Raw genomic sequence first — 16962 nt, forward strand, 5'->3', positions numbered from 1 at the left:
TGCTAATCTATGTTTGTAAGCAGTTATAGACAGTATTAAAAAAAACAACAACTTAAAATGGATATTGGATGAGGTAAGGCAAATATTAGTAACGGTCGTTTATAAGGTCTGTTATATGTGTCTTAGCATCTAATTTTTGATAATTATTGAGGAGAAATCTATGTTTCGCTGGGCTATTATTTTTGCCGTAATCGCACTTATCGCAAGTTTCCTAGGGTTTGGCGGTGTCGCTGGACTGTCTGCAAACTTCGCATACATTTTGCTAGCATTGGCTGTGATCTTGTTCATCGTCGCGTTTGTTAGTCGTAAAATGTAATGATAAGTTGAATAAAATAAACGTTACTCAGTAATAAGAAAAAGTCCTCGATTGAGGACTTTTTTTATGGGGATTTTTTACTAAAGGTATTGCTTGAGGTATTAAATACGTCTCTATATATAAAAGAGGCGGGTTAAATAATTATAAATGTTTGGGCTGAATAATATGTTCCATGCGTTTGGCCAAACGAATATCAAGACTGGTAATACCACCCGTATCATGGGTCGTTAGACGCACATCTACGACGTTATAAGTATTGTGCCATTCAGGATGATGTTCGAGTGCTTCGGCATGAAATGCAACTTGGTTCATAAAGCTTATGGCTTCGATAAAGTCGTTAAATTTATAGCTCTTGGTAATACCGTTGCCATCGCGCTGCCAGCCAGCCAAGTCTTCTAGCTGTAGATCAATTTGTTTGTCAGATAAACTACTCATAGCGGTCTCCTTTATTATTATGTTGGATTTACTGGTCGAGTATTCGCTAGCTTTTGGTTATTGGTAGACTTCTCCATTTTAGTAAATGCTACATGGGTTTTATGATTAAAATAGGGCAAAAAACCCACCTACGTTTGCTATCTACAATCACATATTTAACGATAAATATATGATTGTAGATAGCAAACAAATAGGAGGGTAGTGTGGCATCAATTGTTGGATTTTAATAGAGCTAAAGGATGGTATTCGACTATACCAAATCTTGATACTCAGGGTGTTTGCTGATGTAAGAGGCGACAAACGAGCACTGTGGCACGACTTTTTTATCCTGTTCGCGCGCATAGTCTAGCGCATGTTTGACTAGACCTGAACCGACACCGCGCCCACCCAATTCTTGCGGTACGATAGTATGGTCATAGACGAGTTTTCCGTCGCGTTCTTGATAGCTGATATAGCCAGTGTGACCATTGATTGAGGTCTCAAAACGTTTGGCTTGTTCATCATGGACAATATCTAAGTGTTTTTTGTCAATATTATCGTTCATATAGCACTCCATTTTTTATAAGTTTTCGCATCATTAATGTTTGTATGAAATGACTTGTTTTTATAATTAGTTATTTCTTTATATGATTCATTGCTAGTCTTTATTATGAGTCATTGCTCATAGATATAATAGATACTTACGAATGCTTATGGTAAATACAGATAGGCGAAATGTTACCGTTCATTCTTATAACCTCTACTTGGCATAAAATAAGGCGTTTTGCACCACAGGCGGTAGATATTTGCTTAAGCCGCGCATGAGCGGTTCATCTTTTGGTTCGACAACATTATTTGCATGCGCTGGTAGATTAGATTGCGCTTGCAAATGTGCCTGCCATTCTTCTGCACTTGGTTTGCTAAAATGCTTGATACGACCTATTACTTGTTTGAATTGGCGACCAAACCGACCAGTGTTATAAGACAAGCCATACTTTTGGCAGATTGCCTGTACTTGTGGCGCGATACGCGCGTAATGGCGAGCGGGCATATCAGGGAAGATATGGTGCTCGATCTGATGTGACAAATTACCCGTTAAAAGGTGAAACCATTTGCTACCTTGAATATTACTAGAGCCAAGGATTTGACGGACATACCAGTCACCTTTGCTTTCGTTAGCATCGAGATGGGTGTAGATATGCGCCTGTTCGGTAAAGTGACCACAGAATATCACTGCCCAAGTCCAGATATTGCGAGCGATATTGGCAGTGAGATTGCCGCTCAATGTACTTATGCCGCTACGGCGCCCCAACGTTACTGCTGCTAAGGCTGGCAGGGCCATATAGTCTTTGCCCACTTGCCGACCGATTTTGGCAAATAAAGCGCGAGATTTTTGCTGCATGATGTTATGCAGATCAGATGAGTCCGCATACTCATCGGTGCTGATTTGAATATCATGAAAAGCAACTGCCCACTCAAATCCAAGTGCCAGTCCTGCGGTACTAAGCAGGTTGTAGCGATCTTCTGGCACCCAAGGCTGCTCGTCAGTCACTCGAATCAAATGATAACCAACGTCGTGATCGCGACCAACGATATTGGTATAGGTGTGGTGCAGATAATTGTGCGAATGCTGCCATAGTGGGGCAGGACAAACGATGTCCCAATCAAACTGCTTACTATTCAGATGCGGATGCTGCATCCAGTCATATTGCCCGTGCATGACATTATGACCAAGCTCCATATTGTTTAAGATTTTGCTAAAACTTAATAGGGAAGTACCCAATAACCAAGTCGCCACTATACGTCGTCGTGATGACAGTCGACCTGCGACAGCCAGCAGACCACGCGCCAGCACTTCACTATAGACGACGGTGGTATAAACGCGCTGAATGTAGCGAGCATCCTCAGCACCCAGTGAGTCCATCACGCTCTGATATAGCGTGTTTAGCTCAGCAGCCAATGCTTCTGTAAGCGCTTTTGACAATTGCGAGCCGCTCAAGGTTGGATATAAACCTTGCTTTGGCGGTACAGTCGTTAATCCAGAAAATGTAGGCACGGCAGACTGTGCGGTGAACATAGAGGGTAATAAGCGCATAGATAGTCCTTAACCGAGACTGCTTAGGGTGTCAGACGACAGCGTCGGTCCAATGATTCTAGTGAGTTTTAGCATATAATATGCTAAAGCGTTAATCTATCGAAATCTGGTACAAGTTGCTGTATTTTAGTTAGTTTACCTAGGGCATGTCATCAATTAGCACATGGATACATTTAGTGGTCTTAAAATGGCTAAATTTTGCCAAACATCGTCAGCAATCTTGTCATATTTACGGCAATTTCTTCCTTGTTTGGCTGCAATTTTTCTCATTTTAAGCCTCACAATCTAAATGATGACACGCCCTAGGGCAGGTCTTAATCAAACAGTAATAATGATAAGAATAATTAATGAGTGAGCGGGGCTTTATTTTGAGTTCACAAGGTATTTTAAACGCTTTAAAACCGTTAATAAGGCGGTACCAACACTGTAAGTCTATCTATAAAAAATATCTATGAGTCTCTATTAAAAATGGCCGCTCAATAGAAGCAACATGCTTTATACATCTAAAATAACTTCTGTCATTGGTATATTGATACAGGTCTGAATGGATTCATAACCATTGCTGCTCACTTTGCCCGTTTGGATATTTTTGACGACACCGCTTATTTTTTGGCAGCGACACAGCTGGCATATTCCTTGTCTACAGCCATAGCTCAGCCGTATGCCTGCTTGCTCAGCCCCTAAAAGCAACGTGGTGCGACTACTAAACTGCTGCTGTCGCCCGCGTAAATATACCGTTTGCGCTGCTATATCTGCCGTTTCGCTTGACTCACCTGTGCCAACGTTCATATCAGCATCGGTCAATGCCGTGCCAAAATGTTCGATAATCACGTTGTCTCGTAGTGAGTGCTTGTTAGTTAAGCTCTCCTCATCTGTTGGCGGGCTTAGTGTGTCAAGGGCGCGGTAAAGCCCTGCTAACAATGAGGATGAGCCGCAAGCGAATATCGTCGACTCTGCTAATGATAATGGTAGCAGTGATAAAGTATCAGCGTCTAAATGTCGCGTGCCTGCTAGCTGGCTACTGTGGTTATTTGAATCAGTGGTATTAACCATATAATAAGCAAAGTTGGGAGAGGTAGTGGCTAGTCGTTGCCAGTACGCTTGAAAAGGCGCTCTTGCCAATGTCGAACGATAATAATATAACAAAGTAACGTGACGTCGTTGTGTCAATGCTTGAGTAATCAACCCTAACATTGGGGTAATACCGCTACCACCAGCGACGAATAAGAGGGGCGACTGCTCAGAGTGTGGCAGTCCACTTTTTTGCTTAGCTAATTTTTCTGATGTATCCGCTAAGGTAAAGTCACCGCTCGGAACGCTACTATTAAAGACCGTACCAAGTGGCGCCTGTTTAGTCAGATAGTCCGAAACCAGCCCTTGCGATTTGATAGCAATAGTGACGGTAGCATGTAGAGTGTTGCTAGCGCGATCCTCAGTATTATGGTCAGCGTTATTAGCAACACTATTGTCTACAAGGTTTTTAGTGAAAATAGCATCATGTAAATTTTTTGGCTGCGGAAACAGCCCAACCAGCGAGTAACTGCGCTGATGATTGATACCATCGATAGGTACGGTCAAATGAATATATTGACCACCTTGCCAGCTATCATTTACCGAAAATGCCTGTCGTTTGAATGCCTGATTGACTTCAAATTGCAACGCAATCAATTCTTCGTTGAGCACCTGCCGTGCCACAAAGCGAAGTTTGGGTGTGGTCAATGACCAAAACGGATGTAGGCGCGACCCAATAAAATCAACGAACGCGCGTTGGATAATCTCAGGGCGGTAGCCGGTCGTCATAGAATACCTTTTATCATATGCTTTTCAATCATTGTAAAGTCGTGCGTTTGACTGCTCACCTAAGTGCTTTTGCCGTTATTTTTATCAGCGTTTATACATATTAGAACAGACAAAAAAACTCTACAATTATCAAAATATTTTATTAAGAATATCTAATATCTTAACGGCTATTCATTAATTTTGCGAAAAATTTGCTGCAACTTTTTGTGAGGTTTATAAAACAGAAGCGTATCAGGGTGATATGATTATTGTTCAAATTAGGGCTTATACTGATTATTATAGGCTGCATTTAAGCAAATAATCTTATGCTGATAGGCGTAAAAACTTGCGCTTATAGGTGCAAAAATACGAAATCAATGCCAAAGAGTGCTAAAGCCATCTACTAGCTTGCAGGGTATGCGCCACAATGCGATAATGGCTTATAATTTGTAACCCTGATTTTGAGGTGCGGCACACTTGGCATCATTGCCAAGTATGATTTGCTTGCCTCTTCTATGCAGTCTATCGGAGTGTTAATGGCTCAATATATTTACACGATGAACAACGTGTCAAAACTTGTTCCACCTAAGCGTGAAATCCTAAAAAATATCAACCTATCGTTTTTTCCGGGTGCCAAAATCGGTGTACTCGGTATCAACGGCTCAGGTAAATCAACCTTGCTACGCATCATGGCAGGCGTGGATACAGAATTTAGTGGCGAAGCACGCGCGCAAACGGGCACCAAAATCGGCTATTTGCCGCAGGAACCACAGCTTGACGACAGCAAAGACGTACGTGGTAACGTCGAAGACGGCATGCGCGAAGCGTTGGATGCGCTCGCTCGTTTAGATGCTATCTATGCTGAATACGCTGAGCCTGATGCAGATTTCGATAAACTTGCTGAAGAGCAAGGCAAAATGGAAGATATCATCCAAACATGGGATGCCCATAACTTAAGCACTCAGTTAGAAAAAGCCGCTGATGCCTTACGTCTGCCGCCATGGGATGCAGATGTTAGTAGACTGTCAGGTGGTGAAAAACGCCGTGTGGCGCTGTGTCGTTTGCTATTATCACGCCCTGATATGCTGTTACTTGACGAACCGACCAACCATTTGGACGCCGAATCTGTCGCATGGCTTGAGCAGTTCTTGCAGAACTACAGCGGTACTATCGTTGCCATTACCCATGATCGCTATTTCTTGGATAATGTCGCGCAGTGGATTTTGGAGCTTGACCGTGGCCATGGCTATCCGTATGAAGGCAACTATACTGAGTGGCTAGAGCAAAAGAATACGCGTCTAGAGCAGCAGAATAAGCAAGAAGAGTCCTTTGCTAAAGCGCTGAAAAAAGAGCTTGAGTGGATTCGTAAAAACCAAAAAGGCCAACAAGCCAAGTCTAAATCTCGTGTACAACGCTTTGAAGAGTTGAACTCAACAGAGTTCCAACAGCGCAACGAGACGGCTGAGATTTACATTCCACCTGGTCCACGTTTGGGTAACAAGGTTATTGAGATTAATGACATCTCTAAATCATTTGGCGATCGTTTGCTCTATGAAAACCTAAGTTTTAACGTCCCAGCAGGTGCTATCGTCGGTATTATTGGTCCAAATGGTGCGGGTAAAACCACGCTATTTAACATGATTACTGAACGTGATACGCCAGATACTGGAACCGTTGATTTGGGTGAAAGTGTCAAAGTCGCTTATGTGGGTCAGGTACGCGACAACTTAGACGATAGCAAAACCGTTTGGGAAGAAGTGTCTGACGGCCTCGACATCATCACTGTTGGTGAATATACCACGCCAAGTCGTGCTTATATCGGTCGCTTTAACTTTAAAGGTTCAGACCAGCAGAAGCATGTCGGGCAGTTATCTGGTGGTGAGCGTAACCGCTTGCAACTGGCGAAGACGCTAAAGCAGGGTGCGAACGTATTACTCCTCGATGAACCATCAAACGATTTGGATATCGAAACCTTGCGTGCGCTAGAGGATGCGATTCAAGTATTCCCAGGTACCGTCATGGTCGTGTCGCATGATCGCTGGTTCCTTGACCGTATCGCCACCCATATCTTGGCGTTTGAAGAAGAAGGCCCTGTTTGGTTCGATGGTAACTACTCTGAGTTTGAGACCTATCGTAAAAAGACCATGGGTGATGCTGCCACTCCTAAGCGTATGAAGTATAAGAAGATTACGAACTAATACGGCTGTTTAGTATATTGCAATCCAATAAAAAAGACCTCTAATCGTTAGAGGTCTTTTTTTGTGCTTCATTTACTTAAGATAACTGGTTATAAATTAATTCCAGCTAGAGATTAGCGCTTGCGCCCAAATTTACGCTGCTTCTTATTACTAATCTCAGTAATCGCATGGGTAATTTCCTCTTCGTCTAAGCTGGCGACTTGCTGCAAGATTTGCATCATATCAGGCGTTAGCACGTATTTGGCATGATGCGCAATGTCATGAATACGGTGATCAAAGGTCAGTATGCCTGTTTCATCGTCCTTTTGTAGATAGTCAAGGCGGGTCAAAGCGCTAATAAAGCTGGTAAATAATGCGCGGTCAAAGAAGTCAGGAATGTCATCCGCATACAGCACAGACAAGCGCTGACCGAGCAAGTGGCACAGATCAACGACTTCGTTTTCAGTCAAGTTGCCAGAACCTTGTTGAGCAAGGAGGGCAAGCGTCATAAAGTAACGTTCAAGGCTTTGCTCGACTGGCGTCGCAAGTACTTGTAGCTGCTGATAGCATTTGCTATTGGACTCGGGGACGCTAAGTACGCCATCACCCAACTCGACGATCAGTCCATGACTGAGCAGATTATCTACTTTTTTGTTGAGCGTTTCGGCTAAGCCATGCGCTGGATAATATAAAAACAGCTCACTTTGTAAAAATGGATATAATTGCTCGGCAATATTATCCAAACGACTGCGTTCGATACGTCCATTGCGCGCAACTAAAGCGGCTAGGAATGATAGCAGAATAAAGACATGTAAAATGTTATTGCGGAAGTAGCTAAGCAGTGCTGCTTGCTTGTCTGCGACCTGAATGATGTCGCCTAAAATATGCGGAATACGTTCGATCAGTTTGAGCTTGACCCCATAATCGATAATCTGTTGCGGGCTCATATCAGTGATGACCGTATCCTCTGAATAAGCCAGCTGCTGAGCAAGACCTTGATAGAGCGCGATTTGCTCACGGCAAATATCTTCATCTAGTGCTGCTTTGGGAGCAGACAGGAGCACTAATGACAGTAATGATACGGGATTGACCACCGCAGCTTTATTGATATGCTGCATGATTTTTACACCGATGTTGTCGACCATGGCGCTGGTTTTGGCATCGAGTGGGGTATCAGTGCGATCAGTCGGTAAGCTATTGGCTGCCACATCGAACTTTGTCATAAAGTCGCTAAGGTGAAGCGGTTTGCCAAAACTTAGATGGACATTGCCAAAGATGCGCTCAATTTTACGACCAACTTTGAGTAAGCCGATTAAAGATTCAGACTCTTTTGGCTTGCCTTTTAGTTCGCCCACATAAGTACCGCCTTCCATAATCCGCTCATAGCCGATGTAAGTTGGAATGAATACCACTGGCTTATTGGTTTGGCGTAACTGGCTGTGTACAGTCATCGCCAGCATGCCCATCTTTGGTGGTAGCAGACGACCTGAGCGTGAGCGACCGCCCTCGATGAAGTACTCGATTGGCGTATTACGAGTAATAAGCGTATGCATATATTCGCGCAACACAGCGGTATAAAGCGCATTACCACGGAAGCTACGACGAATATAAAACGCCACCGCTCCACGTAATAGTGGGCCTAAGACAGGCACATCTAAATTATCACCTGCTGCAACGTAAGGGATGCTCAGACCACGCTTGTAGATAACGTAAGACAGTAGCAGATAGTCGACATGACTACGATGACAAGGCACGTAGATGATTTCGTGATCTGTTGCCAGCTCGCGCACTCGCTCAAAATGATGGACTTCTACACCGTCGTAAAGCTGTGTCCATAACCACGTCAAAAATCGATCAAAGACACGAATAATCGGGTAGGAGTAATCATTTACCATTTCATTGGCATAGCCCTTCGCGAGGCTGCGGGCGTCACGAACATTGATCCCCGATGCTTCGGCCTCAGCTTCTATCGCATGCTTAATCGCTGGTGAATAAACCAGCTTATCGACCAAGTTGCGTCGATCTGATAAATCAGGACCGAGCATACTGGCGCGCTGCTTGTCTAGGTAGATTTTGAGCTGTTGTTGCAGCATGCGCACCATCTCACGATTGCCATCGGCAGCCGCGACCAACGCATAACTTGGTACGGTATCCGCCTCATTGGTGCCATCAGCAGTAGAATTGACTGAATCAGTGGCAACAGAATCAAAGACAGCTGGACCTTCTACGTGTCCTTTAAGATTGTCATTAATAAGGGTACGCAAGTCTTGCGGTGGATGGAACTGGACAAAGGTATCGCGTCCCATCACCCCAATATTAAATAACTGCTTGGTAATGCTGGGATCTTCCCAGTTATCAGCCGTTAAAAGCTTAAAGAGGGAATCTTCTTTCTCAGGTGCGCGTCCCCACAATATAGATACTGGCACCAAACGCACTTTTAGCTCTGGATACTGTAAAACAGCAGACACCAAACGAGAAAGGCGCGGCGATAGCTGACTGTCTTTGGCATGGGGATGGTGCAAAAATATGATGGCCGCATTTTCTTTAATATTATGGGCGACATCATTTACCCCAACCAATGCTGGTGGCAGATTGTGCTCTTGCGTCTGCAAATCGATCAAAATACTGTTGGAGCGCGAATAATCTTGCAGCACATAAAACCTTAGCGTCTGATCGTCAGTATCAAACTCCGGCAATTCACCCAATAGCTTCGGCTTAACAGCGATATCGAGCAGTTGACCCGATACCTTGCGATATAGCTGATTGATGGGGGCATTCGAGTAAGGCTTGGTCGCAATTGCAGCGTCATCGGTTGCTGCATCGCTGCCTGTCGCTGACTGGCTATCGGTCGCGACTGGCGCTTTAAAAATCCGTTTTTTTAGGAACTTATTCTTTAAGAAACTGGGTATCATAATGGATATCAAAATTAGTAAATTGTATTGCCCTCATGATGCCATAAAAGCCATCAAAGCGATATATTGTGTCTGTATATACTGCTAATATTAATACGATTTGGTGACCATTTCGTGAGTTAAATACCGGGTGAGATGCTTAATTATTTGAGGCATAAAGGCTTTAGCGCAATGATATAGTGGCGTAAACTACTACTAAATATCAAACTTTAGATCGCTATCGGTTGAATTGAGGACACGCCCTAATCTTTACTCTCACTTATTTCAATTACATAACCATAAGTTAAATACCTATGACTCCTGCTATCAAACTTGCTAAACAGCGCGGCCTTGATTATCAGCTGCACGAATATACTCACGACAGTAATGCCGCTTCTTATGGATTGGAGGCTGCCGAAAAACTGGGCATTCCAGTAGCTCAAGTGTTTAAGACTTTGGTGGTATCCACTGACAATGGCTCACTGGCAGTGGCTATTTTGCCAGTGGACAAAATGCTGAGCTTTAAAAAAATGGCCAAAGCCTTATCGGCTCATAAATTGATGACCTGCAAAAAAGTACAAATGGCAGACCCTAAGCAAGTCGAACGTAGTACAGGTTATGTACTGGGCGGGGTTAGTCCCCTTGGACAAAAGAAGCGCTTGACGACCGTCATTGATATGTCGGCTGAACAGCAGCCAACCATTTATGTGAGCGGGGGTCGCCGCGGGTTAGAAATCGAATTACCACCGACACAATTGGCTGCCACTCTTGAGGCCTGTTTTGCTGATATTACCGATGACTAACGGTTAAAGTCAGGCTTGATATGGACACTAAATTTTCACTCATTATTCACACTTCTTTAAGGATAGACTCATGCCGCATTTAACCATTCAAGTGACGCCTAACGTCAGTATTGCTCATGAAGAATCATTGCTCAAGTCGCTCAATAAAGTGCTATGGGACAGTGGTCAGTTCAAACAACAAACTGATATCAAAGCACGCATCCTACCCATCCAAACATTTCTGGTGGGTGTGGAAGATGATGAGCAGGCCAATGGATTTATTTACGCGCATCTAAAAATGATGACAGGACGCGATCTTGCCGTTCGCAATCAGTTGGCAGAGCTATTGGTCGCAACGATAGAAGATCAGTTGAGCGCCGCGCAATCGGGACGTTCAGCATTGCAGATATGCGTGGAAGTTGAAGAGATTAGTGTGGTCTATCATAAAAAAATGCTTGGTGACTGATATTAGTAATCAATGTTTGCCGTGCGCCTTACCGTTACTCGTATTTTAATAAATCTACAAATACTCGCACAGTGACTCGCTGGCATACTTAGGTAAGACAATCACTTCAACGCTATAACCTGCCGTTTGACCTTGGGTGGCCATCAGATTACGAGCAATGCGCAATCGATAAGTCCCCGTGGCAGGCAAGCAGCCTTGATAAATGATACCGCCTTTGGTGCCATCTTGTGTGCCATTGGGCATATGCAGCACACCGACATTGGCAGTCTCAGGCGCACCAACGAGTGGCGCAATATTAATGATGGCATATTGCCAACTGCTGGCGTGAAAACGATACCAGTGCTCGTCTTCATTAGTCTTTATCTGACCAGTTACTGTGCTACTAATAGCACCTTTAGCAAACTGAATAGGAGTGTCGCTACTTTTGGCCAACGCACTATTCGCGCTAACACCTATTAATGTGGCACTCAGCAACAGCGTTTTTATCACTCGTGCGGTTAACAAAGTGCTCTTGTTATTCATGGACAACATCATCGCCTCCTAACTGAGTTTGTCATCTATCTATTATTTCCAGATCTAGTATTCTCTGACTTTTAGTTAAGCATAAAAAAGCGCCTAAATAATAGGCGCTTTTTTTATCAATGATTGATGAATTTGCTTTTAATCTTAAATCTTAATCTAAGAAAGCAAAGTTTTCGATTTTCATGGTAGTCATGCTGCTGCTTGGTGCAACCATACCTTCGGCGTGACCTGAGGTACGTGGCAACAGTTTATCGAAGTAGAACTCAGCAGTTTGGATTTTGGCTTTGTAGAACTCTGGTGATTCTGTACCGCCATTTTCAAGCTTGTCATAAGCGACAGCCGCCATACGTGCCCAGTGATAACCCATCATGACATAGCCTGAGTACATCAAGAAATCGTCTGATGCTGCTGAGATGATTTCACGGTCTTTACGCGCCATTAGCATCAAGCGAACCGTTAAGGTATTCCACTCAGCACAAAGCTTGGTCAATGCCCAAACGAATTTACGCATGTCTTTATCAAGTGCATACTCGCCACACCATTTCATGATGCTTGAGGTGTAATCGCGGATGATTTTACCTTTAGACTGCAAGATAACCTTACGACCGAGCAAATCAAGTGCCTGAATACCAGTTGTACCTTCGTACATAGTAGCGATACGCGCATCACGAGCGATTAGCTCCATGCCCCACTCTTTGATATAACCGTGACCGCCATAAACTTGCTGACCGTGTTTGGCCGCTTCAATACCGAGCTCAGTTAAGAAGCCTTTGAGGATAGGCGTATAGAAGCCAAGTTTATCATCCCATTTTTCAAACTCTTCATCATCGCCATTGATGATGCCTTGTGCCATTTTATCAGCATAGCGGGCTGAATGATAAATCATCGAGCGACCGCCTTCAGCAAAGGCTTTTTGGGTCAATAGCATACGGCGTACGTCAGCATGATGAATGATCGCATCAGCTACTTTTTCAGGATCTTTCGTACCTGACAACGTACGCATTGAGCGACGATCTTTGGCATATGGTAGGGCGTTTTGGAAAGACAGCTCAGTATGTGCCAAACCTTGGATGCCAGTACCGATACGAGCGGTGTTCATAAAGGTAAACATGGCTTTTAAGCCTTTGTTTGGCTCACCAATGAGGTAACCGACCGCATTATCAAAGTTTAGGACACAAGTTGCTGATGAGTTGATGCCCATTTTGTGTTCGATAGAACCACAAGAAACGCCATTGCGCTCGCCACTTTCGCCTTCAGCATTCGGCAAAAATTTCGGTACGATAAACAATGAAATACCACGTGTGCCTTCTGGTGCGTCCGGTAGACGTGCTAGCACAATGTGAATGATGTTATCTGTTAAGTCATGCTCACCACTTGAGATAAAGATTTTGGTGCCGCCCAGCTTGTAGCTACCGTCATCTTGTGGAATGGCTTTTGACTTTACTTGACCCAAGTCAGTACCACATTGTGGTTCAGTCAGACACATGGTGCCTGCCCAAGAGCCTTCGACCAATTTATGTAGATAAGTCTCTTTTTGCTCATCTGTACCATACTGTAAGATGGTGTTGATACAGCCTGTAGATAAACCAGGATACATTGCCCATGGCCAGTTCGCCGTACCGATCATTTCAGCTTTGATTAGGTTCAATGAAGTCGGTAAGTTCATACCACCGTATTGTTCAGGATAAGAAATACCTTGCCAACCGCCTTCTACAAACTGGTCATAAGCGTCTTTGAAACCTTTAGGGGTTGTGACTACGCCATTTTCAAAATGACAGCCTTCTGCATCAGCTGGCTGATATAAAGGTGCCAAGACGTTTTCGGCAAAATCTGCCATACCTTGAAGAATCATATCAACGGTTTCAGGGTCAGCGTTTTCGCCATTGTCTAAGCTTTTATAATGCGTTTGATAGTCGAACACATCATTTATTAAAAACTTGATATCACGTAAAGGTGCTTTGTAAGTTAACATAGTCGGTCTCTTTGGTTAATTCGCTGTCGTAGACTTAGGATTGAAAACCAGAGTTTATTCGAGCGGATGTTTGCTTATTTTGATACAAATGAATGATATTGTAGATGGTGAGTTAAACTTATTAAAATATCGTCTGTGATGACTGTCGCTAAGTGTTACTTAATAAAAGTTAACTATTATGATAGTTAACCAAGTATAAGACTTCTATAACGACAAATATATAACTTATAACTAATATTCATAATTCGTACTATTATATATTAAATTAAGTTATGTATCGGTAAAATATTCACGTTTAAATAATAGCATTACGAGTCATTTTCATTCAAACATCATGCAAACTAAAGTAAGAAGTACAGTGTTCCATCAATCGGCGCAATATCGAGGCAAGAGGAAAATCGATTTATGAGCGCATCAAAGCGTAAGGCAAGTTGGATAACTTGGCTGGCAGAACGGTTTGCCTATATTAAGTCGTTAGTGTTGGGTGAGCTGCCGCATTTGTTAACAGTTAGTCGCAGCAAAAGACCATGGCATATGCCGATTATCGCTGCCATTGCCATTAGCTTCCCCGTGTTCGTCGGTGCTTATTTTGATGCTTTGTCTTCAGGTATTAAGGCTTCGCTGGGGGCGATGATTATCCTCAACTTGCCGTTGTCAGGCACACTACCGTATCGTTTGGTGACGGTCATGGCGTGGGGATTTGCCATGGTGTTGAGCTTTGCATTCGGACTGATCGCTCAGCAGATACCTGTGCTCAGACTGCCCGTATTTGCATTGCTTGCTTTTGCCATCGTCATGTTGGGTCGTTACTATCGACAGCCGCCACCGGCAGGATTGTTTGTGATGATGGCAGGGGCGATCGCGTTATTTATTCCTGTGCCGTTGGCGCAAGTGCTATCAGCGACAGGGCTAGTGATGTTAGGTGGTGGTATGTCGATGTTACTAGCGCTGTTATATAGTCTGTTTTTATTAGCGACGCGTCCTACTGTGCCTGCGCCCGTTTATCTTTATGAATCGGACATGATTAGCGACAGTCTCATTGTGGCCAGCTTTGTGAGCTTGGCGTTGGCCATCGCGATATTGCTAAAGATGCCTTATCCCTACTGGGCGGCTGTGAGCTGTTTTATCATTATTCAAGGCATGCAGCTACGCACGATGTGGATCAAACAAATGCATCGCTTACTCGGTACATTAGTGGGAATGGCAGTGGCGAGTTGGATGCTGTCGTGGGGGCTATCGATATGGGGCGTTGCGATCGCTATTTTGATAATGATGCTCTGTATCGAGTCATTGGTCGATCGCCATTACGGCTTGGCAGTGGTATTTATCACGCCGTTGACGATATTTATCGCTGAATATGGCAGCATGTCGCTGGTGCCGCCTATCGCCGAGGAGATCATTCGTGTGCGTATGCTTGACACTACGATTGGTTGCGTGGTGGGGCTTAGCGGTGGTCTGGCCATACACTCAAGCCGTTTGCGTGTGCCGCTAAGACAAATAGAAGCTTGGCTGCTCGCGCGTTTTGGTTAAACAACGAAAGAATAAATGAAAGGCGTATGACAAAGTTGTCTGATTCGGCTTCACACGCCTTTGTGGCTCAAAGCAACATATAAATGACGGTCTGATTTATTTGGCGTTGAGAGCTTTAGTGGCTTGTACGACATCGATGCTATGACCTGTCCAGCGCTCAAAGCTTAAGGCAGCTTGTCCGATCAGCATGCCGTAACCGTCTGAGGTCCGCGTCCCACGTGCCGAAAAATGCTCTAAAAACGGTAGAGTACGACCATACATCATGTCGTAGGCATATTGCGTGTTTAGCGTGTCGTTCAGTGGCAAGGTCTCGCCCGATAGACCAATCGATGTCGCATTAATAATAATGTCAAACTGTCCGCTCAACTCGCTAGTCGTACAAGTAGTAATCTGCTGCTGACTAATAGACGTACTGGCAGCGCTAAGCTCGTTGACCAAGTCGGTGGCTTTGCTCACTGTGCGATTGGCAATTGTGAGTGTTGCGATACCGGATTGAATCAAAGGTAATATTGCCCCGCGCGCGGCACCACCAGCGCCAATGATGGCAACGCGAGCACCATCCAGCGGCCAGCCTAAGCTGGTGATATGATTGACCAATCCTTGCCCATCGGTATTATCGCCGTACAGCGCCTCTGCTATTGGCGTGCCACTGTTTAATAGTGCTTTATTGAGCAGGAGTGTATTGACCGCACCGGCGACTTTGGCGTGCTCTGATAAGCCACCACGCGCCTGACAGCACGCATAAGCGACTTGTTTAAAGGGAACCGTCACATTGGCACCCACACCGCCACCATGAAAAAATGCCTCGACGACCGCGGCAAAGCTGGCTGCATCATCGGGACAATACTGGCGTTGATAGCGAATATCAATGCCTGCTTGCGCCGCAAATAGTGTATGTATTTCAGGAGATTTACTGTGGGCAATCGGATTGCCAATAACGATAAAGTGCTGGGTCATAAGTAGTCCGCTGGCAGTAAGGGCATGAAGGAGTCAGATTGATAACCGTTCAAACCCATTCATCATAAGGGATAACGCTATGTTTGACAAATAGGGCGGTTAAGCGACAAATACACGATTGAACATAGGGGTTTAAAACGTGAGGTCTTTAACAAATCTGTACTGTCTGGGAGTGGTATCCGTAACGTAAAGGGTAGTCAAGCGTTCAGCAGTTGGGTAAACTAGTGAGCATAAAAATCGATATCAATATGCGCTAGTAACTGCTAGGTTATCACCAAGCTTTTTAATAAAACATTCTTCATTATCAGTGGCGTATCTGCCAGCTCGTTAATACTATTTTGAGATCAATCTAAAAGTGTGAGTACATTGTCCATGTTGAATAATAACCTACAGACCCTGATGGTCAGTATGATAATGGCAGTTGGCGTGACGTTGAGTGGCTGTGATAGCACCAAAGAAGACGCCCAAGATCCAGAGGCTGGCGCGGCAACCACTAGCGAGCAGACCGCCACAGATACTTCTACGCAGACCGCTCCGACTGACACGGCTGATTTAGATGGCGCGACTGCTCAGCAAGGCACACCAGTAAAATATGATGTGCTGGCATGGGGCGCTGACCAAGTAGAGCCGATCACGGTTGATGAGCTAGATGGTATCAAAGCGACCTTTGGTAAAGTGGTGAGTACCGACGAAAACAGCCTAGACTATGCCAGTAATCCAGCTTCTAAGTATCGTTTTATGAATACCGATGCGCCTTATTTAGATATTATCGATTCCGAAAAATATCTGGAACTTGGCTGGTATTATGCCAATCCAACCGACTCTGATAAAGAAAAAGAGCTGAGTCAAAATCATGCCAAAAAATCCTATATGCTAGCGCGTCAGCTGATGGGTGATGACGGTGGCAAAGTGCTCGCTGATATGCTGAACGGTCAAATTATCAAAGATAAAACCATCGGTGGGCAAAAAATAGAGCTGGCGAAATGTGAGTTTTATAGTTGTATGCTGGTGCTTAACAAAGCTGCTGCTCAAACAGATAATAGCTAAATGGTGAGAGCTAT

The 16962-nt window shown here is 44.3% G+C and carries 14 protein-coding genes; 6 read left to right on the forward strand and 8 right to left on the reverse strand.

Annotated features, from left to right (window positions below; all coding sequences use genetic code 11):
- Positions 1–160: 160 nt before the first annotated feature.
- Positions 161–316, forward strand: coding sequence for a DUF1328 domain-containing protein (locus tag IOD06_RS09130; RefSeq protein ID WP_010200882.1), 156 nt, complete (start codon positions 161–163; stop codon positions 314–316).
- A 141-nt stretch (positions 317–457) separates the two neighbouring features.
- Here the strand turns inward: IOD06_RS09130 and IOD06_RS09135 are convergent, their stop codons facing one another.
- The 4 genes from IOD06_RS09135 to IOD06_RS09150 form a co-directional block, all read right to left on the reverse strand.
- On the reverse strand, positions 458–751 hold the full coding sequence (locus tag IOD06_RS09135; RefSeq protein WP_194620641.1) for a 4a-hydroxytetrahydrobiopterin dehydratase: 294 nt from the start codon (positions 749–751) through the stop codon (positions 458–460).
- 250 nt (positions 752–1001) lie between these two features.
- Complete coding sequence (locus IOD06_RS09140; RefSeq protein WP_189583406.1) at positions 1002–1295, reverse strand: GNAT family N-acetyltransferase; 294 nt, start codon at positions 1293–1295, stop codon at positions 1002–1004.
- A 195-nt stretch (positions 1296–1490) separates the two neighbouring features.
- Entirely contained in the window at positions 1491–2825 is a 1335-nt protein-coding gene (locus IOD06_RS09145) for an acyl-CoA desaturase (RefSeq protein ID WP_194620642.1), read from the reverse strand.
- A 495-nt stretch (positions 2826–3320) separates the two neighbouring features.
- Complete coding sequence (locus IOD06_RS09150; protein ID WP_194620643.1) at positions 3321–4625, reverse strand: flavin reductase family protein; 1305 nt, start codon at positions 4623–4625, stop codon at positions 3321–3323.
- Positions 4626–5140: 515 nt separating this feature from the next.
- Between IOD06_RS09150 and ettA the strand changes: the two genes are divergently transcribed.
- A complete protein-coding gene (gene ettA, locus IOD06_RS09155) occupies positions 5141–6802 on the forward strand; it encodes an energy-dependent translational throttle protein EttA (protein WP_189583397.1) in 1662 nt (553 codons plus the stop codon).
- 113 nt (positions 6803–6915) lie between these two features.
- Here ettA and plsB read toward each other — a convergent pair whose 3' ends face one another.
- On the reverse strand, positions 6916–9693 hold the full coding sequence (gene plsB / locus IOD06_RS09160; RefSeq protein WP_194620644.1) for a glycerol-3-phosphate 1-O-acyltransferase PlsB: 2778 nt from the start codon (positions 9691–9693) through the stop codon (positions 6916–6918).
- 293 nt (positions 9694–9986) lie between these two features.
- Here plsB and ybaK point away from each other — a divergent pair, with 293 nt between their 5' ends.
- Positions 9987–10475 (forward strand): Cys-tRNA(Pro) deacylase, encoded by a 489-nt coding sequence (ybaK, locus tag IOD06_RS09165; RefSeq protein ID WP_194620645.1) that lies wholly within the window; start codon positions 9987–9989, stop codon positions 10473–10475.
- Between the two features lie 70 nt (positions 10476–10545).
- Positions 10546–10920: a 5-carboxymethyl-2-hydroxymuconate Delta-isomerase gene (locus IOD06_RS09170; RefSeq protein ID WP_194620646.1), complete on the forward strand. Its 375-nt coding sequence runs from the start codon at positions 10546–10548 to the stop codon at positions 10918–10920.
- A 54-nt stretch (positions 10921–10974) separates the two neighbouring features.
- Here IOD06_RS09170 and IOD06_RS09175 read toward each other — a convergent pair whose 3' ends face one another.
- Together IOD06_RS09175 and IOD06_RS09180 are read right to left on the reverse strand one after the other, a co-directional pair.
- Positions 10975–11442 (reverse strand): hypothetical protein, encoded by a 468-nt coding sequence (locus tag IOD06_RS09175; RefSeq protein WP_227669973.1) that lies wholly within the window; start codon positions 11440–11442, stop codon positions 10975–10977.
- 151 nt (positions 11443–11593) lie between these two features.
- Positions 11594–13414: an acyl-CoA dehydrogenase C-terminal domain-containing protein gene (locus IOD06_RS09180; RefSeq protein ID WP_194620648.1), complete on the reverse strand. Its 1821-nt coding sequence runs from the start codon at positions 13412–13414 to the stop codon at positions 11594–11596.
- 405 nt (positions 13415–13819) lie between these two features.
- Between IOD06_RS09180 and IOD06_RS09185 the strand changes: the two genes are divergently transcribed.
- Entirely contained in the window at positions 13820–14944 is a 1125-nt protein-coding gene (locus IOD06_RS09185) for an FUSC family protein (protein ID WP_194620649.1), read from the forward strand.
- Positions 14945–15040: 96 nt separating this feature from the next.
- Here IOD06_RS09185 and aroE read toward each other — a convergent pair whose 3' ends face one another.
- Entirely contained in the window at positions 15041–15901 is an 861-nt protein-coding gene (gene aroE / locus IOD06_RS09190; protein ID WP_194620650.1) for a shikimate dehydrogenase, read from the reverse strand.
- Positions 15902–16273: 372 nt separating this feature from the next.
- On the opposite strand from aroE, the gene IOD06_RS09195 reads away from it, so the two are divergent.
- Positions 16274–16948, forward strand: a complete 675-nt coding sequence (locus tag IOD06_RS09195; protein ID WP_010200905.1) for a hypothetical protein — start codon at positions 16274–16276, stop codon at positions 16946–16948.
- The last annotated feature ends 14 nt before the right edge of the window (positions 16949–16962 follow it).

This window comes from Psychrobacter sp. N25K4-3-2 (genome assembly GCF_015351755.1).
Lineage (GTDB): Bacteria > Pseudomonadota > Gammaproteobacteria > Pseudomonadales > Moraxellaceae > Psychrobacter > Psychrobacter glaciei.